This window comes from Pseudoalteromonas sp. RWi3 (assembly GCF_054960735.1).
Genome location: NZ_JBHNYL010000024.1, coordinates 1 through 21,746, shown reverse-complemented (window position 1 = coordinate 21,746; position 21,746 = coordinate 1). Strand labels below are relative to the sequence as shown.

General features: G+C 40.3%; 19 protein-coding genes, 1 other RNA gene and 1 pseudogene. 6 read left to right on the top strand and 15 right to left on the bottom strand.

Features of this window, described 5'->3' with window-relative positions:
• Positions 1-57: 57 nt before the first annotated feature.
• From gcvH to ACFI4Z_RS18145, 3 genes are all read right to left on the bottom strand, one after another.
• Entirely contained in the window at positions 58-447 is a 390-nt protein-coding gene (gene gcvH / locus ACFI4Z_RS18155) for a glycine cleavage system protein GcvH (RefSeq protein ID WP_099296427.1), read from the bottom strand.
• A gap of 217 nt (positions 448-664) precedes the next feature.
• Complete coding sequence (gene gcvT, locus ACFI4Z_RS18150) at positions 665-1,747, bottom strand: glycine cleavage system aminomethyltransferase GcvT (RefSeq protein WP_462671770.1); 1,083 nt, start codon at positions 1,745-1,747, stop codon at positions 665-667.
• A 161-nt stretch (positions 1,748-1,908) separates the two neighbouring features.
• Entirely contained in the window at positions 1,909-2,508 is a 600-nt protein-coding gene (locus ACFI4Z_RS18145) for a hypothetical protein (RefSeq protein ID WP_462671769.1), read from the bottom strand.
• A gap of 126 nt (positions 2,509-2,634) precedes the next feature.
• Between ACFI4Z_RS18145 and ACFI4Z_RS18140 the strand changes: the two genes are divergently transcribed.
• The 3 genes from ACFI4Z_RS18140 to ACFI4Z_RS18130 all read left to right on the top strand — a co-directional run bounded on the left by ACFI4Z_RS18140 (position 2,635) and on the right by ACFI4Z_RS18130 (position 6,537).
• The gene (locus tag ACFI4Z_RS18140; RefSeq protein ID WP_394191746.1) at positions 2,635-3,480 is read left to right on the top strand and encodes a LysR family transcriptional regulator; all 846 of its coding nucleotides are present in this window, start codon (positions 2,635-2,637) and stop codon (positions 3,478-3,480) included.
• 194 nt (positions 3,481-3,674) lie between these two features.
• Positions 3,675-5,825 (top strand): TonB-dependent receptor family protein, encoded by a 2,151-nt coding sequence (locus ACFI4Z_RS18135; RefSeq protein WP_462671768.1) that lies wholly within the window; start codon positions 3,675-3,677, stop codon positions 5,823-5,825.
• Positions 5,826-6,093: 268 nt separating this feature from the next.
• Positions 6,094-6,537 carry an REP-associated tyrosine transposase gene (locus tag ACFI4Z_RS18130; RefSeq protein WP_462671767.1) on the top strand — a complete coding sequence of 148 codons (444 nt, stop codon included), beginning with the start codon at positions 6,094-6,096 and terminating at the stop codon, positions 6,535-6,537.
• A 317-nt stretch (positions 6,538-6,854) separates the two neighbouring features.
• Here ACFI4Z_RS18130 and ACFI4Z_RS18125 read toward each other — a convergent pair whose 3' ends face one another.
• Genes ACFI4Z_RS18125 through ACFI4Z_RS18110 form a run of 4 tightly spaced genes read right to left on the bottom strand, consistent with a single transcriptional unit; the run spans position 6,855 to position 11,117 of the window.
• Complete coding sequence (locus ACFI4Z_RS18125) at positions 6,855-8,021, bottom strand: FAD-dependent monooxygenase (RefSeq protein ID WP_462671766.1); 1,167 nt, start codon at positions 8,019-8,021, stop codon at positions 6,855-6,857.
• Positions 8,018-9,202: a 2-octaprenyl-6-methoxyphenyl hydroxylase gene (gene ubiH, locus ACFI4Z_RS18120; protein ID WP_462671765.1), complete on the bottom strand. Its 1,185-nt coding sequence runs from the start codon at positions 9,200-9,202 to the stop codon at positions 8,018-8,020. Before ubiH ends, ACFI4Z_RS18125 begins: the two co-directional genes overlap by 4 nt.
• Before the next feature lie 20 nt (positions 9,203-9,222).
• Positions 9,223-10,536, bottom strand: a complete 1,314-nt coding sequence (gene pepP / locus ACFI4Z_RS18115) for a Xaa-Pro aminopeptidase (RefSeq protein ID WP_462671764.1) — start codon at positions 10,534-10,536, stop codon at positions 9,223-9,225.
• A gap of 20 nt (positions 10,537-10,556) precedes the next feature.
• A complete protein-coding gene (locus tag ACFI4Z_RS18110; protein ID WP_462671763.1) occupies positions 10,557-11,117 on the bottom strand; it encodes a UPF0149 family protein in 561 nt (186 codons plus the stop codon).
• A 225-nt stretch (positions 11,118-11,342) separates the two neighbouring features.
• Here ACFI4Z_RS18110 and ssrS point away from each other — a divergent pair.
• Positions 11,343-11,526, top strand: a non-coding RNA gene (gene ssrS, locus ACFI4Z_RS18105) — 6S RNA.
• Between the two features lie 404 nt (positions 11,527-11,930).
• Positions 11,931-12,587, top strand: coding sequence for a hypothetical protein (locus tag ACFI4Z_RS18100; RefSeq protein ID WP_462671762.1), 657 nt, complete (start codon positions 11,931-11,933; stop codon positions 12,585-12,587).
• 58 nt (positions 12,588-12,645) lie between these two features.
• Here the strand turns inward: ACFI4Z_RS18100 and ACFI4Z_RS18095 are convergent, their stop codons facing one another.
• The 7 genes from ACFI4Z_RS18095 to ACFI4Z_RS18065 all read right to left on the bottom strand — a co-directional run bounded on the left by ACFI4Z_RS18095 (position 12,646) and on the right by ACFI4Z_RS18065 (position 20,320).
• Positions 12,646-13,146 (bottom strand): GNAT family N-acetyltransferase, encoded by a 501-nt coding sequence (locus ACFI4Z_RS18095; RefSeq protein ID WP_462671761.1) that lies wholly within the window; start codon positions 13,144-13,146, stop codon positions 12,646-12,648.
• A 23-nt stretch (positions 13,147-13,169) separates the two neighbouring features.
• Positions 13,170-13,514 (bottom strand): 5-carboxymethyl-2-hydroxymuconate Delta-isomerase, encoded by a 345-nt coding sequence (locus tag ACFI4Z_RS18090; protein ID WP_462671760.1) that lies wholly within the window; start codon positions 13,512-13,514, stop codon positions 13,170-13,172.
• Between the two features lie 32 nt (positions 13,515-13,546).
• A complete protein-coding gene (locus ACFI4Z_RS18085) occupies positions 13,547-13,978 on the bottom strand; it encodes a nuclear transport factor 2 family protein (protein WP_462671774.1) in 432 nt (143 codons plus the stop codon).
• A gap of 118 nt (positions 13,979-14,096) precedes the next feature.
• A complete protein-coding gene (locus ACFI4Z_RS18080) occupies positions 14,097-14,534 on the bottom strand; it encodes an acyltransferase (protein WP_462671759.1) in 438 nt (145 codons plus the stop codon).
• Positions 14,535-14,567: 33 nt separating this feature from the next.
• Positions 14,568-14,963, bottom strand: coding sequence for a DUF4019 domain-containing protein (locus ACFI4Z_RS18075; RefSeq protein WP_462671758.1), 396 nt, complete (start codon positions 14,961-14,963; stop codon positions 14,568-14,570).
• Between the two features lie 94 nt (positions 14,964-15,057).
• Positions 15,058-17,484, bottom strand: coding sequence for an ATP-dependent helicase HrpB (hrpB, locus tag ACFI4Z_RS18070; protein WP_462671757.1), 2,427 nt, complete (start codon positions 17,482-17,484; stop codon positions 15,058-15,060).
• A gap of 88 nt (positions 17,485-17,572) precedes the next feature.
• Positions 17,573-20,320 carry a methyl-accepting chemotaxis protein gene (locus tag ACFI4Z_RS18065; protein WP_462671756.1) on the bottom strand — a complete coding sequence of 916 codons (2,748 nt, stop codon included), beginning with the start codon at positions 20,318-20,320 and terminating at the stop codon, positions 17,573-17,575.
• A gap of 283 nt (positions 20,321-20,603) precedes the next feature.
• On the opposite strand from ACFI4Z_RS18065, the gene ACFI4Z_RS18060 reads away from it, so the two are divergent.
• On the top strand, positions 20,604-20,801 hold the full coding sequence (locus tag ACFI4Z_RS18060) for a CsbD family protein (RefSeq protein WP_099296450.1): 198 nt from the start codon (positions 20,604-20,606) through the stop codon (positions 20,799-20,801).
• Between the two features lie 78 nt (positions 20,802-20,879).
• On the opposite strand, the pseudogene ACFI4Z_RS18055 reads toward ACFI4Z_RS18060, so the two are convergent.
• Positions 20,880-21,574, bottom strand: a pseudogene (locus tag ACFI4Z_RS18055) (aspartate/glutamate racemase family protein).
• Positions 21,575-21,746 lie beyond the last annotated feature (172 nt).

The following is a 21,746-nucleotide window of genomic DNA, read 5'->3' as shown; positions in this document are numbered from 1 at the left end:
TAAAAGCCCCGTTAGTACTGTGTATGACGGGGCTTTTAGTACGGCGAAAACTAATAATTAGTCTTCGTCGATAGTGTTTGCATAGCCTTCAGCGTCAAGCAGGTTTTCAAGCTCAGACTCATCAGATGCTTTAATGCGGAATAACCAACCGTCGCCGTAAGCGTCGTTGTTTACAGTTTCTGGTGCATCTTCAAGATCTTCATTGATTGCAATGATTTCACCACCGATTGGTGCGTAGATGTCTGATGCTGCTTTAACAGACTCTGCAACTGCACAATCTTCGCCAGCGTCTACTTCGTCGCCTACTTCTGGTAATTCAACAAATACCATGTCGCCAAGAAGCTCTTGTGCATGCTCAGAAATACCTACAGTGAAAGTACCGTCACCTTCGTTGCGAACCCACTCGTGTGAAGAGGCATACTTTAACTCGCTAGGGATATTGCTCATTTGTTTGTTCCTTTGGTTTTGATACCAATCAACTTAAATATTTAACCATTCTAGCTGTCTAAATAAAGCGCTAACTGCGTTATTAATTTATCAGGTAGAACAACTACATATCAAAATTAATGCCTTGTTATCACTCTATTTATCTGTCGCTATAAGTAGTTAATAACTCAACATGATTGGTATTATTGGGTGATAACACCAAATTTTAATTAATACTTTAAAGTACAGACTTACCGTTACGTACAAAGCTTGGTTTAACTACTTTTACGTTAACTAATTTTTTACGCATTTCTACTTGGGCTGTCTCGCCGGTTGAACGTGGTACACGTGCAAGAGCAACACTAAAACCAAGTGTAGGTGAGAAAGTACCAGAGGTAATAACGCCTTCGCCACCTTCAACGATTACTTTTGAACCGCTACGCAACACGCCTTTTTCTTCAAGCACTAGGCCAACTAGTTTGTCTGTGCTTTTTTCTGCGCGTTGCTTAACTAATACATCACGACCGATAAAGTCACGATCTTCAGGTTCCCACGCGATTGTCCACGCCATGTTAGCGGCAAGCGGTGAAACGCTTTCGTCCATGTCTAGGCCGTAAAGGTTCATACCTGCTTCTAAACGTAGTGTGTCACGCGCGCCAAGGCCTGCTGGTGCTACACCTGCATCAAGCAGTTGTTGCCATAGATCAGCAGCTTGATCGTTCGGTACTACAATTTCGTAACCGTCTTCGCCAGTATAGCCTGTTGTCGCAATAAATAAATCACCAACTTGAACACCAAAAAATGGCTTCATACCTTCAACGGCAGCTTGTTGTTCAGCTGTTAAAAGTGTGGCTGTTTTTGCTTTAGCGTTAGGGCCTTGTACTGCAATCATTGCAAACTCTGGGCGCTCAGTCACTTCAACGGCAAAATCGGCTGATACTTTAGACATATGTGCTAAATCTTTTTCGCGAGTTGCTGAGTTAACCACTAAGCGGTATTGCGTTTCAGAGAAGAAGTAGATGATAAGGTCGTCGATTACGCCGCCTTGTTCGTTAAGCATACCTGTGTATAAGGCTTTACCTGGAACAGTTAACTTAGCCACGTCGTTAGCAACTAGCTTGCGTAAGAATGCTTGTGCTTGCTCGCCTTTAACATCCACAATCGTCATGTGCGATACGTCAAACATGCCAGCATCGGTGCGCACTGCGTTGTGCTCTTCGATTTGCGAACCATAGTTGATTGGCATTTCCCAGCCGTGGAAATCAACCATTTTAGCGTTAGCTTCAAGGTGCTTTGCATGTAAAACTGTTTTAGAAGTCATAATATTCCTTCACTTTATAATTAACCCAATGTTGGGCGTGGCCTCAATTGAATGAGGGGGAATAACATGGGCGGCGATTATACATAAGTTGTACTGCACTGACACCCAAATTGCGATTTGTTACTACAAACACGGTTTTAATACCGAGTTTTAAAAACTAGTTAAGCAACTTCTGGCAGAGTTAAATCAAACCCTCGTTGCTGTAATGTTGCTTGGCATATTGCCAGCGCTGGGGTTTTAGCCACCAGCTGAAAATACTGTTGAGATTGTTTATCAATGGCGGTAATAAATACCTCGCCACTTTGTGCTCCATAACAGCTCATCGCGTTAGATAAGCGCAAACCAGGGGTAAGCTTAAAAACATCAATCAAAGTATCAAACGCTTGCTCACCACATAAGGTTAATACAGCTAAATCACTACGTACTACAAACTCTATATCGTAACGTAGTTGCTGCTCACAAATAAGTGACTGTAATTGCGCGCTAGCATCGCTATGTAAAACAAATCTAAATGCGGTCTCGCTAAAGAAATACAAAGCAAAACTATAGGTGCTATTTAAGTCGCCGTCTAACGTGCCTTTTAGGCCTAGGCCACTGGCGGTTAGTTTATTTAGATCTAACCCTAAAATAGTCGTTAAAAATGGGATTGCTTCAGTGCCGCAAAAATCAATGACCACACTATTATTATCGGCCTGCAGCATATTGCTTTGCGGCGCTTCTAGTTGGCTGTGACGAGCAAACATTATTGGAGTAAAAGTCATCGTTGACACCTATCAATCTATAGTTGAGAAATTATATTGTGCGAGCTGGTGAACAACAAATTGTAATTTCTTATCAATTGATAAATAATAATTATGTATTTAACCCGATAAATTGAATTTTTTTATATGAAGAATATTTCAACAGATGGATTACGCACCTTAATTACCGTGGTCGAGGTCGGTGGATTCGCTAAAGCAGGCGAATTATTAGGCCTTTCTCAACCTGCTGTGAGCTTACAAATTAAGCGCCTTGAGGATATGCTCGGCCATAAGCTATTTAAAAAGCAAGGCCAGCGCCAAGTGCTTAACCAGTATGGTGAACTATTATTGCCGATGGCAAAACACATGCTGTTGCAAAACGATAGTATCTTACAGTTGTTTACCAAAGAGAACGTAACAGGCAAGGTAAGGTTAGGTATTCCCAGTGAATTTGCCGCGCGTATATTGCCCTCTATCATTGGCGATTTTATAGCGCTATATCCCGATGTATCGTTAGAGGTTAAATCACGTTTAAGCAAACATTTACTCTCTGTATCGCGAGAAGATCAATTTGATTTAGTTTTGGCATTAAATGAAGATTTAAACTCAGAGAAATTCCCCGTTTTTATGCAAGACCAACTAGTATGGGTTGGCGATTTATCATTAGTGCAAAACGAAGTAGTGACATTAGTAACCGCGCCAGAAGGCTGTATTTATCGCCGCCGCGCCATTGAAGCCTTAAAACAAGCTGGTATAAATTACCGAATTGCCTACAGTAATGCTGACTTAACAGGCCTAACTGCGGCATTGAAAGAAGGGCTTGGCATTACCGTACTGGCAAAAAGTACCGTACCACATGAGCTTAACTATCAATTACAAACAAAACACCTACCTGAACTTGGGCAAATTGGTATTAGTTTAATTAAACGAGCTGATCAGCCTGATAATGCGGCCGATAAACTCGCTGAGTTTATTGCGCTGCGTTTAACTTAAGGCTAGTTACTCTCCTTACATATACTCAAATCATCTGTCCCCATTATATTTACATGTGCTTCTTGAGCGCAGTGTACAATAAACAATCAGTTAGCGATATTATTATCACAAATAGGATTGATTCGTATTATTTTACATGTTTAAATTGTGCCAGTTTAAATTAGAATCAAAATCAAACCCAAATAGGAAGCACAATGACACCTAAGTTTATTGTTTCAACACTTTCGACGGCTATCGCTTTATCATTAAGTGCCAATTCGTTTGCAAAAGATGCAACTAATGAAGAAAAGAACTTTGAGCAAATTACTGTAATTGGCTCACAGGCTGCCATTAATGATATTCCTGGCTCAGCAACTTTTATTAGTAACGAAGAACTAGAGAAATTTGAATACACAGATATTTCACGTGTATTAAGCTCTGTACCGGGTGTTTATGTTCAAGAAGAAGATGGCTATGGCCTTCGCCCTAATATTGGTATGCGCGGTACAGGTACTGGCCGTAACGATAAAATCTCAGTAATGGAAGATGGTGTACTTGCAGCGCCCGCTCCTTACTCAGCACCTTCGGCATACTACTTCCCAACAATGGGTCGTATGGAATCAGTTGAAATTTTAAAAGGCGCGGCATCGGTTAAGTATGGCCCACGTACAACAGGTGGTGTATTAAACTTAGTATCGCGTAGCTTACCTACTGAAGGCTCAACAGGCTTAGTTAATGCTGAACTTGGTTCAGACGGTTTTTATAAAGGCCATGCTTACTTTGGTAAAAAGAAAAATAATGCCGCAGGTTTAGTTGAAGTATTTACTTACGGCGCTGATGGCTTTAAAGACTTACCTGTAGGCAGCGACAATACCGGTTTTGAAAAAAACGACTTATTAGTAAAGTTTGGTTTTGACTTTGGTGAAAACGAAGCACATAACCTTGAAATGAAAGTTAAATACTCAGACGAAACATCTGATGAAACTTACATGGGTTTAACACAAGCTGATTACGATGAATCTCCATATCGTCGTTATGCGGCTTCGCAAAATGATGTAATGAACACGCAACACAATGCATATCAATTAAACTATGCATACCGTTTTGGTGATGGCTATGAATTACTTGCAACAGCATATTTAAACGACTTTCATCGTAACTGGTACAAAGCAAGCAAAGTAAGCGAAAGCTACTTACAACAGTACAGCGAGTTTGAAGCAAACCCTACCAGCGAAGGTATCGAAGGCATCGGTATTAAAGCCAATAACCGCGATTACCAAGCAAAAGGTATTCAGTCTGAGTTACACATTCCAGCGGGCAACCACTACCTAACAGTTGGTGTACGCTACCATGAAGATGAAATGGATCGTTTCCAGTGGGAAGACAAGTACACGCTTAACCAAGATCTTTCTATGACCCTGACAAGCAAAGGCTTACCTGGCTCTAACAGCAACCGCATTGATAGCGCTGAAGCAACAACGTTGTTTGTTCATGACGAATGGACTATGGATGCATTAGTGGTTAGTGCAGGTCTTCGCTATGAAGATATCACTATTAATCGCCAAGAATGGGAAAAAACAGATCCAAAGCGTGAAGGTGCTCTTAAAAAAGACATCTCTAACGATACGCAAATCTTAATCCCGTCACTCGGCGCAACTTACACTGTAAGCGATAGCCTAACGCTACTTGCAGGTATTCAACAAGGTTATGCACCTGCAGCACCTGGCAACGCAGATCAAGAAGAAGAAGAAAGCTTAAACATTGAGTTTGGTGGCCGTTATAACGTCGCTGGTTTTGATGGTGAGGTTATTGCATTCTTCTCTGACTACGACAACATGCACGGTAACTGCACAGCATCTGTAGGTTGTAACGATGATAACATTGGCGATCAATACAACTATGGTGAAGTAGAAGTATCAGGTTTTGAATTTTCTGCTGGTCGCGTTTTTGCTACTAACAGTGCATCATTCCCTGTGCGTTTGACTTACACATACACTGATTCTCAATTTAAAAATGAATTTGAGTCAGACATTTGGGGCTCTGTAAGTAAAGGCGACGCTATGCCTTACGTGCCTGAGAACCAACTTGCCTTGTCTATGGGTGCGCAGCTTTCAAGCTTCGTGTTTGACACGCAAGTACGTTACGTATCAGATGCTCACGCTGACTTATCTACAGATGGCCTAAATGCTATCGACAGTCGCGTAGTATGGGATTTAGCTGCTAAATACTTAATTGATGACAATCAAAAAGTATACCTAACAGTGGATAACCTGTTTGATAAAACCTACGTTGCTAACCGTGCAAATGGCGGTATTCAACCTGGTAAGCCTCGCACGTTACAGCTAGGTTATAGCTACGCTTTCTAGGCTAAAGGCTAAAGGCTAAAGGCTAAAAAATATAAAACCGTGTTTGTTAATTCAAACACGGTTTTTTTATAGGTCATGAGTTATTAAAAAAGGCTTTTATGAAAGTGATCTGCAACTTCAATCCTCATTGCTTTTTCGGCTAAAGCCGCACCTACAGGTAAACCCCGAGCTAATTGTAGGTCGTGATTTATCACGAAAGCTAGATAAAGATAAAGCAAAAGTGTGTATGTTTTGTATACTTTACAGGAAACTTCATGGAGGAAATATCATGTGGAAAGATCTTCGCAAAGGACGCCACTCAATTAATAATCAAGAATATTTAATTACCTTTAATACTCACTCAAGAGCCACATTATTTAACCACTTTCCATTTGCGCACTTATTTTGCAAGCAGATACAGTTAAATGAATCAAAAATGGCATGTAAATGGCTAACTTGGGTATTAATGCCTGATCATTTTCATGGTTTACTGAGGTTAGGCCAACAAAATTTACCTAAAACAATTGCTCACCTCAAAGGTGGTAGTGCATTTAGAATCAATAAACTTAGTAGTCAAAACAATCAAATATGGCAAAAAAACTACTACGACCACGCTTTAAGGAAAGAGGAGGACCGTAAACAAATTTCACGTTATATACTTGCCAACCCTCTTAGAAAAAAGTTAGTTCATTCAATAAATGAATACCCATATTGGAATTCAATTTATTTGTAGATCGTGGTTTATCGCGCAAAGCTGTTTTAAAAGTCACTCTACGCCTATATTAAACCAGAAACCTTTTCGGCTAAAGCCGAACCTACAGGTAAACCCCGAGCTAATTGTAGGTCGTGATTTATCACGAAAACATGCTTAAATAAAACAGATTAGTAACCTCAAGCCACATTGCTTTTTCGGCTAAAGCCGAACCTACAGGTAAACCCCGAGCTAATTGTAGGTCGTGATTTATCACGAAAAGCTGATTAAAAGCTATCTGCACGCCAAAAAAAAGCGGTGCTTTTTTCGACTAAAGCCTAAACTACGGGGCTGTTGTTTTACTTGCCTATCGCTTGGCTGGCGAACAAGTGTTTTATTGGCCCTAAGTTATCAACCATACTTAATCCGAGCCCTCGAACTAATTTTTTCAACGGGTGCGCGCCTTCAAATAGTTCTTTTAAACCTTGCATCATGGCAATGTGCTTTTGTGCATCAAGCTTACGGGTGCGTTCATAATCACGTAACGTGCGCTCATCGGCAAACCCATTGGACTCATTGCTTAACAACTCAATTAAATAAGCTGCATCTTTAAGGCCTAAGTTCATGCCAAGCCCTGCTAATGGGTGTATGGTGTGGGCAGCATCACCAATCAATACCACTTTACCTGTGACCCACCGCTGTGCGTAACGCATTTTGAGTGGAAATGCGACACGCTGGCTTTGCACTTCACATAAACCGCATTGTCCACCGAGCGCAGCCATCACTGCTTTATTAAAGTCATTATCAGATAAAGCTAACAATGTGTCGCAATGTGCGGGGCTGGTTGACCATACAATAGAGTGAGTGTTGGCTTCTGGTAAAGGTAAAAACGCCAATGGCCCTGTAGGTAAAAACACTTGGCGCGCGGTATTGTCATGTGGCTGTGCCGTTTTCACCGTGGCAACAAGCGCATTATGATCATAGTCTTTAAACGTGATTGGTAAATTAAACTGTTTACGAATGGCTGAATTTGCACCATCAGCTGCCACTAAAAGCTTAGCGATTATGGGTTCACCTGATTCAAGAGTAACAAATACATCGTTATCACTTTGGTGAATTTGCTGGTACCGCGTATCAAATAACAATGTTGCTTGGCTTTGCTGCTCTAACTCATTAATTAAAGCATAACGGATAATGTCATTTTCAACGATGTGGCCTAGTTGGGGTAAATCAAGCTCGTCGCTATTAAATGCGATTTTACCAAAGCTATCTTCGTCGCGAACATCCATATGTGTATACGCTCGCGCGCGTTGAGCAACAATTTCTGGCCACACATTAAGTGATTCAAATAATGCCTGACTTGCAAGGCTCAAGGCACTTACGCGCAACCCGTATTCATCGCCTGGAGGTGCCTGTTTAGCAGCCGCATCAACAACAACTACGCTAATATTCGCTTTAGCTAAACCCAGTGCCAGCGTCAATCCTACGCAACCGCCACCCACTACACACACTTGTGCTTGCTTCATAGTCGTTTACCTTTTGCTACTTGTCCCATTAACTGCTTTGCCAGTGGTGTTTTTAATGATGAACATAAATCCATGGTGAATAAACCACAACTTCGGCCAAATGCAAGAATTCGAGATTTATTTGAAAATAGCCTGACTAACCCGTCTGTAAGTGTCATGACTGTATTAATATCGTGGTTGCGTTGCTTGGCATATTCACTCACAAATGGGTAACTCCCCATTGCATGCTCGCTACTGGCAAGTTCACATAATAACTGTACATCCCGCAGTCCTAAATTAAAGCCCTGCCCTGCAATAGGGTGAATGGCGTGTCCTGCATTGCCAATTAATACTGTACGATGGCTAAAAAGAGAATCAGCACGACCAAAAACTAGCGGGTAACTCGCACGCACGCCCGCTTTAGTAAATTGCCCTGCGCGATAACCAAAGGCACTTTGCAGCGCAATAATAAATGCGTCATCATCAAGCGCCATATGCTGCTTTACTTGCTCAGGTTCCATACACCAAACTAACGAGTAACGGTTATTACTCATTGGCAGTAATGCCATAGGTCCGTGCTCAGTGAAACGTTCAAATGCGTGATTATGGTGACCACCGTCCACCTCAATGTTCGCAATGATCGCACCTTGTGAATATGCTTTAGTGTTAAAGTTGATATTGGCTAACTGACGCGTTGGAGATTGTGCACCGTCGGCAATGATCACAAGTTTTGCGTTTAGCTCAGCTGCGGACTCAAGTATTAGCTGTGCTGAGTCTACTTGGTAATTTAAGCTTGCAACGGTATCAGGGCAAAACACTTTTACCGCACTATTCATTAATTGACTATGTAAAGAGCGCCCAAACGGATTAACCTCAACCACATAACCTAAAGCATTTTGTGCAAATTCATTGCAATCAATATGCGTTTTTCCAAAATGGCCGCGATCTGACACACTAACTTGTTTAATCGCAGCTGCAAACGACGCTTGTGGGTCAAATATATTGGCAGTTTGTAAAAATTGCACCGACTGCTGGGCAAGTGCAATACTGCGATCATCAAAACTAGGGTGATAGTCATCACTGGGTTGATTGGCTTCAATAACCGCGATGGTTAAATCGGGTGCATAACTTGCAAGGCTTAACGCACAACTTGCCCCTGCTAAGCCGCCACCGATAATTACAACATCAAACTGTTCTGCCACGCTTTACTCCTAGCGTTTAGTTAGCCTTTGCTCATAAGCGCTTCAATTTCACTGATAGTCTTAGGCACATTAGCGGTCAAGTTTTCATAGCCTTGTGCTGTAACTAACAGGTTATCTTCAATACGAATACCAATGCCTTTAAATTGCTCGGGTGCTTTGGCGTCAAGGCTAATATAAAGCCCAGGTTCAATGGTAAGCACCATGCCTGGTTCAAATGAGCGTTCTTTCTCATCTTGCTTGTAGTCACCGACATCGTGAACATCTAAACCAAGCCAATGACCAAGGCCGTGCATATAAAATGCCTTGCACGCTTGGCTAGCCAAAAGCTCTTGTAACTCCCCTTGCAAAATACCTAAATCAATTAAGCCTTGAGTAAGTACGGTCATTGCGCGTTTATTTGCTTTTGAAAGGCAACCACCTGGTTTAACTTCAGTGAATGCAGCCTCTTGGGCAGCTAATACGATATTGTAAAGCTGAGCCTGAGGCTCACTGAATTGACCATTTACAGGAAACGTACGAGTTATATCAGCAGCGTAGCCTTGTAGCTCACAACCCGAATCAATAAGCACTAAATCACCATTATTTATTACATCGCTATTATCGGTGTAATGTAAAATATTGGCATTATCGCCACTACCAACAATAGTACCGTACGCAGGATGGCGCGCACCATTCATCGCGTAATGGTGATGTAGCTCAGCTTCAAGTTGATATTCAGTAACGCCTGGTTTAGCAAACTGCATAGCGCGAATATGACCGGCAGCACTAATTTCACATGCACTGCGCATAATATTGATTTCAGCGGGGGATTTGAACAAGCGCATTTCATGAATTAAACCGCGAGTGTCCTTAATGGTATTAGGGGCTTTATATGTTCGGTTACTACGTAAAGTGCCCAATAGGGACCACACTTTGTCATCAAACTTTGGGTAACTACCTTGTGCATAAAATAAAATCTGCTGGCCGTTCACCAAATTCAATAATTGTTCAGTTAGCTCGCTGAGTGCACATGTTTGGTCGAATAAATACTCTGTTTTCGCTTTTTCAAAGCCAATACGACGGCCATGCCATATCTCAGCGAGCTTATCTTTGTTTAAACAAAACAGTGTGCTAGGCGTTTCACTGGCTGAGCTGAGAACTAATACCGCATCAGGTTCGTTAAACCCCGTTAAGTAAAAAAAGTCACTATCTTGGCGAAAAGCATAGTCAGTATCTCGGCTACGTGTGACTTCACTGGCTGCAGGAATAATCGCTACACTGTTTGGTTCCATCATCGAGAGTAACCTCTCGCGACGAGCTTTAAACTCAGCTTTATCAATACACACTGTTGGCATAGTTATCTCTGTTTTACTGTTTAGTGAAGTGTTTTTTTCGTGTCCGTCACTTGCTCTTTACCAAGTTCAGCAAAACATAACAATGCTGATACTCGCACGTACTCAATTACTTCATGCAGTGCTTGGCTGTCTTCTTCGGTTTCGTCAAACATAGTATCTAGACGAGTAATCTCACTAAAGTCACTAATAACTTCTTTAACATCAGCTGATAGTTTGCCATAGTCTTTTTGCTTTAAGCCAAAACCCAACATAAAACCAGCAACCCACGACACTAAGCCATTTGCTTGGTCGATGAGTGTTTCATCGTCGCTTGGTAAAAATAAGTCAAACTGAAACTCTTCATCGCTAAAACTATCTACAACTTGCTTATAAATAGTGGCAAAAAAGGTTTTTAGATCATTACTAAATGATTGACCATCATTGAACACGTCACTCAATAAGGCTAAGTATTCTTTTGCCTCTATACTCAATCCACATGCAAGTAAACCACTGATCACGCCGTGGGCTTCAGCTGGGGCAACAAATATCTCGTTCTTCTCAAGTAATAATTGGGCTTGTTGGTAATCAGGTAGTTCGCTCATGATGGACTCTTCGCTATGTTAATTAAGCTAATGCTACCACTCGATAAATAGCAACTCCAATAAAATGTATGATTAGGATCAAGCTACTTGTATAACGCGAAGCTCAGTGGTCAAAATGCACACCCAAAAGTAAATACTTGGTTACCAGTGATGGAAAACCATGCAAACAGTAGATTTATTTTGATTTTGGGTTTAAGGATTGGATTATGTCTTATATACTAAAGTTGTTCCCTGAGGTGCTGGAGCTTGGTTAAGTCCCTGAGCCGATAAATTTTATGTTAGGGTTTCTGTTCGTCTACTATTGTGCAAGCTCGGCATGTACCGAGAAGCCTACGGTAAACCGCAGATTCCCGCCCTGAGACCTTATGGTTTCAGGACTAATACCGAGTACCGTATTCTTGGGGAACACTTTCTATTACTGCCTTATACAACCCCCAACAAAGCCAAAGCAACAAAACCTAGCAATTTTTATAGCAATGTAGAGCAACACTCCGTTAGTACACAATTTCTATGACAAAATGAGTGATGCAGAGAAAGCTATGCAAACTAAAACAATTTAACTAGCAAAAACATGTGGTTATAATATAACAAAACACTAAAAGTGAGTTTTTCTCACGTTTCCAGACAATCCTTTTAACAACAACAAACCTCTTCCCTAGACCTTAAATTATACAGCTGTACTTTATTTTCATTGCACTAATGAAAATAACAAAAAACACAGCAAGATCTGCTCTTTTTATACATTGCGTAAATTAAAACCATTTGTATAATCATCGCCCTAGGAAGCACCACACAATTAAAAAAGGAACTATTATGAATGCTTATCTAAAGAAAACGATCGCCTCTTTATCACTTGCTGCCTCACTCGCTCTAACAGGCTGTGTATCTACAGAACTTAAAACAAATGATAAATACAAACTACCTGTTGAGTTTTCTACTTCTAACCCTGCAATGATTTTCCCTGTGTCATTACATGGCGTACCAGGAAATAAAACGGAAGTAGGCTTGGCAATTACTGCTGGAGTAGCTGGCAAATATGGCGCTTCGGTAATATCTGCACAACAACTTTATAGTACTGTTGGTAACCTATCTTGGACCTTAGGTGAAAGTATTCGCCGTGGTGCAAATAAAGGTGATTATAAAATCAATACCTATGGCCAGAAAATTGCGACCGATTTACAGTACTCTATGGATAAATTAACCAAAACATTGAAAAGCTCTGGCGCAATTAAAGACAAAAACTTCTCTTTTGAAAATGTGATTGTTTTACACGTGGACAGCAGCGGTGGTATTCCAGTACCCGGCGTAAGACGTGTTACTGCTTTTGGTGGCATCATCAATGTTAAAAACTTAGAAGTTGTTTCTTATATTGAAAAAGACCTTGTATTAGCAAATGATCATGATTCTATTTTGGCGCAAATGCCACTTGAAATGAATGCAATCGTTAAAGAACTGACTGGCAAAATTTAGTACTTAAGGCCTTGTTAGTCAAAAACTCACAAGGCCTACTTTATAATAACTTGCTGATTTATACTGTGCTATGCATAAGCTTGCCATATAGATTTGCATTATAGAAAGTTCCCGCTTTATAAATCGCTTTTTCTAGTAACGCCTCATGCTTAAAGCCTGATTTAAGCAATACTTTATCTGAGCCTGTATTTCCATCAAAAACAATTGCATGTAACCGAGCAATATCAGTTATTGATTGAACTTGTTCTATCAATAACGCGAGTGCCTCAGTGACTATTCCTTGCCCCCAATACTCTTTTGCGAGCCAATAACCAACCTCTGCTGATTTACAATATTCAAGCTCCCCTTTGATTGCACTGACGCAACCAATAAATAAGCCATCTTTTTCAATTGCAAAAATCCCCCTAGCTTTGCTGCCAGTTTCAACCCACCAACTGGCATCATCCATAGTGTAAGGCGAGGGTATTTTGGGGGATAAAAACCGTTTTACATCGGGGTTATTTAAGTAGTTGACGAGTAAAGTTTTATCTTCTGGTTTGAAATTTCTTAAACGTAGCATGGTATTCTTTTTTAGGTGAAAGCTTAAAGCTGAGCTTTATTGCAATAGGTCGCTTTTTCAAAGTCATTTATATTCATAGCGATATTTTCAACACTTGGAAACATCTCATGTAACTTAGTGACAACCGCTTTAGATAGTGCCGCTTTTTGCTCTATAGTTCGCCCTTGCATTATATGGGTGAATACATGAATAAATGGCTCTTGCTTATTTCCGACTAGGTAACTATCAAAGGGATTAACTCTTACTTTTATGTCACCTTCAACAAATAAGTTGGTGCTATGAGCAACTTTGTGTATTGCTTTATTAATAGTCATCTCATCATGGTCGTCTAAAATAGAACTGGCGCAATCAATCACAAAATGTGGCATTAAAAACTCCTTTTTGATTGTTAAAAGTAAAACTACTGATGATATTTACGTATCATCACTATTTTTCCGTCTTCTACTTCAATAACATCCATAATAGTCTGGCTATATTCTATAGGTTGCTGGTTTTGCGGATGAATACCTTTAGCATGATGACTATAACGAATCGCAAAACCAGAGTTATTAAAAATAAATGTGTCGAGTAACTTGGCGTCATATTCCGTATGAGCAGCTAAATAAAATGTCATCCCTTTGCGCATGTTTTCTTTACCGTCAGGTGCGCGGGTATCATCAGGTTGGAATGGAATATGTTGGCTGCCAACATCGTCACTTAATAACGCCAAAAAAGCTTCTAACTCTTTGCGCGTTGCACTCGGGGCTTGAGTAGCGACCAGTGTTGAAAAGTATTGCTGGGCAAGTGTTTCTAGCTCTTTGTTTGCAGCCGTAACACTGAGCGACACACACATTAAAACCACCGATACTATTGCTGTTATTTTTTTCATCAGCTATTCCATTGTTTTAATTACTTACGTCATCTAAGCAATAAACAAATGAAATGTATAGCTTTATTTTTTAATGCTGTATTTAAAAAAGCAGTTCAGTAAGGTAAAAACTACCACTAATATATAGAAAGTTAATGAAGGCTCTTACAGGTATTGAAAATTGCGAGAACGATAAATTTAGCCTGAGGCTTAGTAGCACGCACACACCCATTAAGCTAAACCAAGGAGTAAAGAAGCACAGTACTTTCGACTTTATTAGCATTACGGCTAAGTCGTGTAACGCCCCACTGATTGCAAATGTGATGATCACAGCGCACCAATGGGGCAAAAATGATGATACCGGCTTCATCACATAGCGTGACAAATAGTAGCTCCAAATCGGGTTCCAATAGCGCCAAAATAAATAGAATGAAGGCGCCCCAAAAGAGCGTTTAAGCATATTACTCAGTGAACCATTAGCACCCAAAGGCACGCCAGTCCGTTTTTCTACATATTGAGCAAGTGTAATACGATTAGACATATCGACTCCTTGGTTAAATAGATAGCATGTCAACTACTGAATAAAGTAGCCAATCACTAACCATTGTTGATCCGATTTTTTTAAAGTAACCGTTTCTGTCGACTCTGGTCTATTAGCAAAATAAGTATTAAATTGCAGTAAAACGTACTCACCTTTTGGTAATTGAGGTAGAGAATCAAACGTTTTACGGTTTACTTGCTCACGGGATTTTACATCACCCAGCGGGGTGCGAACTTCACCTAGTTTTGATACCCAAAGATCTTGGCTAACATTTTCTTTAAAGAATGCATCACTTTGCTGCCAACTCAACGCGTAATCACCACTATCTACTACAGCTAACCACTGTTTAGCGGCTGTTTGCTCTTCACTGGCTTGTAGATTAAATGTGGCAAAAACCATAAAGAAAAATAAAATACAGGGCTTTTTCATCATAACTCCTTGTTAAAAAATTGCAGCTTCAGCCTACTAAAAAGCGCTTAATTATAAAAGTATAGGTTATCAAACACAGTCAATTTCATTCTGCTCACATCCTACTTTTTACTTTATTGGTGGCAACACTGTTAGCAGGGTCATCTGGCCAAAAATGTTTGGGATAACGGCCTTTCATTTCTTTTTGCACTTCACGGTAACTGGTTGCCCAAAAGTGGGCTAAATCTTGAGTAAGCTGCAACGAACGTTTTCCCGGCGATAATAATTCCATCAGTAATGGCAATTTACCTTGAGCAAGTAGAGGCGAGCTTGTCATACCGTAGACTTCTTGCATGCGCACACTAAGCTTTGCTGGGCCATCGAGTTGGTAATGTATTTTAATATTTGAACCGCTCGGTACAGATAAGCGCAGTGGTAATAGCGCTTTTAATGCCGTTTGCTGTTGCCAATCAAAACAGCTTTGCAGTGCTTCAAAATAATTAAACTTTTTAAGCTGCTCCAGGGTTTTGATATCTTGTAGATATACGCCAAGCCAAGTATCAGCTTGGTCAATGAGCGATTGCTCTGTAATAGGCGGGAATTGCTCTGGTAAAAGTTTATAGGCCAAACTCATACGAATCAGCAATTGCTGGGCATCAGTCTGCTCGTTAAACAGTGTAAAACCGTGTTTTTTAAATAAGTTAAGCCATGCTTTAGCACGTTCATTTTTATCAAGCTTTTGATTACTTGGTTGACTGCTAAGGGTTATAGCGCCTAGTTTCACTTCATCTTGATGAATAAAGCGCCCTGCTTTTTCGTCAAACTCACACCGAGTTTGCTCAGTAAATAAATGCGGTAAATACTCTTCCAGCTCAAACGGGTTCAAAGCAGTAGCTGCAAATATCCGCCCACCTTTATGACCACCCATAGTTGCTATTGCTAGGTATTCGTCGTTGTGCCAATAATCACTATTTAGTTCAGCGCCAGCACCGTTAGCAAGTAAGTAGCCATTTCCTCGTTTTTTTGCAATGCGATCTGGATAAGCAAGTGCCACCAGCACGCTAAGGTATTCACTCTTTAGCTCGCTTTTATCATCATTTACTTTTAAACGGCTATACCAATATTTAAGCTGCTGTTTAAATACTGGATGGGGCCGTTGTTGCATACTGTGCAGAGCAACATTAAGTTCAGCAGCGCAATTAACACGACTTTCTAATAAGGCGACCAGATAAATAGCTAACCGATATATGCCTGCGCATTGTTGCTCTAGCTGCTGTGCTTTTAATAGCATGTGTGCCAAGCGAATATCAGCGCCAAAGGTCAACATCTTGCCACCTAATGCTGTAAGCTTCCCTTTTGCGTCCACCGCTTCTAGCATCTGTAGTAAGCACAATGCTTGCTTAGCTTGCTGCTCAGTTGGTTTATCCAGCAATGTTAGTTCATTAATATCAGCGCCCCACAACTTAGCTTCGAGCATGAGCTGGCTGATATCTGAGGTGAGGATCTCTGGGCTATCGTGGCTATTACGCCGTTCAAATGTTTGCTTTGATCCAAATCTGTAAACCACGCCGGGCTCTATACGCCCAGCACGACCTGCCCGCTGCACTGCCGATGAGCGAGAAATACTTTGTGTTGTCAGCTCTGTCACCCCAGTTTTTAAATTAAAACTGGCCGCGCGGCGCCTTCCACTGTCAATAACAATGCGAATGCCTTCAATGGTCAAACTGGTTTCTGCAACATTCGTCGTCAGTACTATTTTTCGTTTACCCTGAATGGCTGGTGCAATAGCAGCTTGTTGCTGGCTTTTATCTTGTTCACCAAAAAGAGTAAACACCTCACAATCAGTAGATAAATCATTAAGCGCTTGCTGCACTCGCACTATTTCGCGCTGCCCTGGTAGAAATACTAATGCGCTGCCTGTTTGCTCGCTCAGTGCTTGTTTTATAATTTGTGGGATTGCATCAAGCCAGCGACTTTCTTCTTTTAATGGAATATACACTTCATCAATTGGGAAGCTTCGTCCTTGCGATTGCACAACAGGACAATCAAAAAATGCCACATACCGCTGGGTATCAAGTGTTGCCGACATAAGCAAAATAGTTAAATCTTCGCGCAATGCACCTTGGCTCTCAAGTGCAAAAGCCAAGGATGTATCGGCTGCAATAGAGCGCTCATGGAATTCATCAAATATCAGTAAATCAACATCACTTAGCTCAGGGTCATTTTGTAGCATGCGCGTGAGCATGCCCTCGGTCACAATCTCAAGGCGGGTATGAGCGCTTACTTTGCTTTCACCGCGCACCCGCAAGCCTACACTCTGGCCGACAGGTTCACCTTGGCAACTGGCCAAGTAATTTGCAATATTACGCGCAGCTAAACGTCGTGGCTCTAGCATAACAATACGTTTAAAGTGCCCATCACGCATTAAGTTTAACGGCAGCCAAGTTGACTTTCCTGCACCGGGAGGGGCTTGCAGCAAGGTCATCGGGTTTAATTTTAATGTATTGACAAGTTGTTGATAGATATCCTGAACGGGCAGCACGCTTTTCTCACCTAAGTTGGCTTTTTAGCTAGTGTATCAAACTAAATAAAACCCGTGCTGCAAAAAATTTTCTTTATCTAATTGTAGGCTAAACAGTAAACTGACCCATCAAGCTTTTCAGCGCTTCTGCATCTTTTGATAAGCTGTTGCTAGACGAATTAGCATTTTCAACAAGCTCACCATTCATTTGAATGATCCTATCCATTTCTTTTACCGCGCTATTAATTTGCGCAATACCTGATGACTGCTCGCTGCTAGCACTGGCAATATCTTGCATAAGTGATGCTAAATTTTTAATGCTTGCAACAATATCACTCAATGTCTTTCCTGACTTTGCAGCTAATTCCATGCCGTGCTGCACTTTTTCTGAACTATCATTTAATAGCCCAGCAATACTTTTTGATGCATTACCACTGCGCTGCGCCAAGTTTCTTACCTCTGCTGCAACTACGGCAAAGCCACGGCCTTTTTCACCCGCTCTGGCAGCTTCAACCGCTGCATTCAATGCTAACAAGTTAGTTTGAAATGCAATTTCATTTATTACTTCTATAATATTTGAAATTTCTGTAGAGCTATTACTTATTTCCTTCATTGCTTTAACAGTGTCATTAACTAATTCCCCACCTTCTTGTGCTTGCTGATCTGTCACTATGGCAAGCTCGTTTGCCTTATGCGCATTGGTAGAGTTTACTTTTACGGTTTCTGTCATTTCCCCCATCGACGCTGTTGTTTCTTCAATTGATGCGGCCTGTGACTCTGTGCGAGTATTTAAATCATTCATCCCTGCGCGAATACTGTGCGAGGAGCCTGTAATTGTCAGAGTGGTTGACGTAATTTTAGACACCATGTCTGATAAATTACTTACACTTGTATTTACAGAGCGTTTTAACTCGTTAAATTGGCCTTTGTAATCACCTTGAATTTGTTGACTCAAGTTCCCCTCTGAGAGTGAGTGCATCACTGTAATGCATTCATCTAAAGGAGCTGATATGGCATCAAGTGTGCTATTTATCCCTTTAACAATCGCTAAAAATTCACCGTTGTGATCTTGTTCATTGGCTCTGGCCTGAATATCACCTTGGCTAGCAGCACTGGCTAAACGAGCACTGTCTTGCACCATATTCTGAATCGCTAAAATACTGGTTTCTAAACTTGTTTTAATTTGTAAAAAATCACCTTGATACTTATCACTTAAGGCTTGAGGTAGCTTTCCAACGGCAATATCGTCTAAGTACTGGGATGTAAGCTGAACTGGCTCAATGATCGAATCTAATGTTGAGTTTATTCCTTGGATTATCTTTTTAAAGTCGCCTTGATGTTTTTCTTCGTCAGCGCGCTTTGACAATAACCCTTGTGAGGCAGCATCCACTAAATAATTAGTGTCATTTATTAACTCTTTTATCGCGTTAGTTGATGTTTCAAGGCTTTGCTTAATTTCTAAAAAATCACCTTTGTAACTTCCTTCAATAGACGTCGGAATATTACCTTTTGCTATATGATTCAAGTAATCACGGGTTTGATCTATTGGGCTTACTATGGCATCAAGCATTCTATTAATGCCTGAAGATAAAACCAGCATAAAACCACTGTATCCTTGAGTACTCAGTCTTGACGCTAACTTACCCGCTACAGCTGCTTGTATAATTGTCTCTATTTGTGACTCAGCTTGACGCTGCTGTGTTAAATCTGTCAGTTCATATACCACTCCATTTGACTGTCCGGCGTCATCAAGTACAGGGTTGGCAATAATATTTAATATGACATGTTCAAATTCGGCTTCACAGTTAACTTGTTGTGACTCACCTTTTTGTATAGTTGGCAATTGCTCCTGGCCTGAAAATAATTGCTTAACTTCTAGCGACATCAACTCCTGAGTATGTCCAATAGCTCCCTGATACTGGGAAAATAATGCCTGACATTGTTGATTAGCGTAAATAATAACGCCTTCTTTATTTGCAAGCATTACGGGGGAAGTTGCATTATCAAGTGCTTGCTTTATCCTGCCATTTTCTTGTGCTTGAGCACGTTGATACTCCATTTTTTGGGTCAAGTCATCTTGCATTTTATTTAAGTTGTCTTGCATCGTATCTAAATTTAATAGCAACTTACCTATTTCATCCTTGCTATGTACTCTGATTTCATTTGCAAGATTTCCTTTTGCTATTTGGTCAGCAATTTTAGAGGCTGCTAAGACAGGTTTAATGATCAGCTTTTGCACATAAAAAGTGAGCAGCAATATTACAATAAAGGCTAAGACCATCAGCACGACTATACTTTGCGTTATGAATGTTTCTTTTTTAGCAATCAGGGTATTAGTCTTGGTGTTAACCAAGTTATCAATACTGCTATTAAGCTTTGCCAACAAAGACACCGAAGCTCTATCAATACCTTTTACCGCTCTATCTCCAGCTTGCGTATTATAGTTAGCGGCTTTAAAAGCTATTAACCCCTCACGGTAAAGCTGCCCTAGTTTTTCATGTTCAACCTTAAACTCTTTTACTTGTTTAATCATACTAGAGGGTAAATGAGATGATTTAATAAGCTCGTTGGTAATCTTTGCCACGGCCTGTTCTTTTTCTTTAAAGCTCGCCAAATACTTCTCATACTGTTGTGGGTTTTCACCACGGATAAGAATATTTTTCCATTCTTGAACTTGGGATTTAAACTGATTTAAAACAAGGCTCACTTGCTGGCGAGAGTGTAACTCTTGGTTTATGAGGTTATCTAAATCTTTTGCAACACCTTGAACAATATACAGAGCAAACAATGCACCGACCAAAATAAAAATAAACGCACTTACTATAGTTAACATTAGCTTTGCTTTAATACTTTTCATCTACTCCAATCCTTTGTTCATTACATTTTTATGACACTCTATAAAATGTAGTAATAAAATCAGCTTTAACAACTATTTATTTATAAAAGCTTATTTCGATAAAGTTATGTGTCTGAAATAATTACAGAGCACCTTGTAAGAACGATGTAATTTTAAACCTAACAAAAATTAATTTGTGAATAATGTTATTTAACCCACTGATTTAAATGAAATTAAAAGATGGTCTGGAGTTTGCTTCTAATGTAATGAAAGTAAATTCATTAACCACTATAAGGAGCTAATTATGAACAGTGATCGTATCGAAGGTAATTGGAAAGAACTTAAGGGTAAAGCGCAACAAAAATGGGGCGACTTAACTAACGACGATTTAGACAAAATCGAAGGCAGCCGTACAGAGCTGGTTGGTAAAATCCAGCAAAAATACGGTAAATCTAAAGAAGAAGCCGAGCGCGAAGTTAACGACTTTGAAAAAAGTCATTAATTCATAAATGCTTGGTAGCAAAAACCGCCGTTTGGCGGTTTTTTATTATCTGCTAAATAATTGTTATTCAAACTAAAATCATTCAGATAACGCTAATTTTACAGCTTCTTGTGCATGAATTTTAGTTGTATCGTATAAAGGCACCTTCGTGTGTTGCGGCTTTACCAACATAGCTATTTCTGTACAACCTAAAATTACAGCCTGAGCACCTCGGTCATAAAGAGACTGTATTATTTTTAGATACTGCGTTCTAGAACCATCGTTTATCTTACCTAAGCAAAGCTCAGAATAAATAACATCATGAATAACTTTTTGCTCTGCTAACTCTGGAGTAATTACTTCAATATTATGTTTATCGACTAAGCGCTTTTTATAGAAGCTTTGCTCCATGGTGAATTGAGTACCTAATAAACCCACAAAGGTAATTTTATCATGTTTGAGTTTTTCAGCCGTGGCATCGCCAATGTGCAAAATAGGAATGGTAATATGACTGGCAATCTGGTCAGCCACTTTATGCATTGTGTTGGTACAAATAAGCAAAAAATCGGCACCACCAGCCTCTACTGACTTTGCAGCTTGGCTAAGTATATTCGCAGTCTCGGCCCAATTCCCTTGATGCTGTAATCTTTCAACTTCAGCAAAATCAACGCTAACCATACAAATTTTGCACTGTGCAGCCCACCCAACGAATTTTTAACGCCTTCATTTAAGGTCTTATAATAGCTGGTTGTTGACTCCCAACTCATACCAGCGAGCATGCCGATCGTTTTCATAGCCAACCTCCAGTTTCGATTGCAGTTTACGTTTTGTATCAATATTTATATTCTTTTCCTATTAAACCGAATTTATTATATTGCGACAACAACCTTATTGAATGCCCAAATTTAGCCTGCAAATAAAATAATCTCGAATACAAAAAAGCGAGCCTAATTAGGCTCGCTTTAC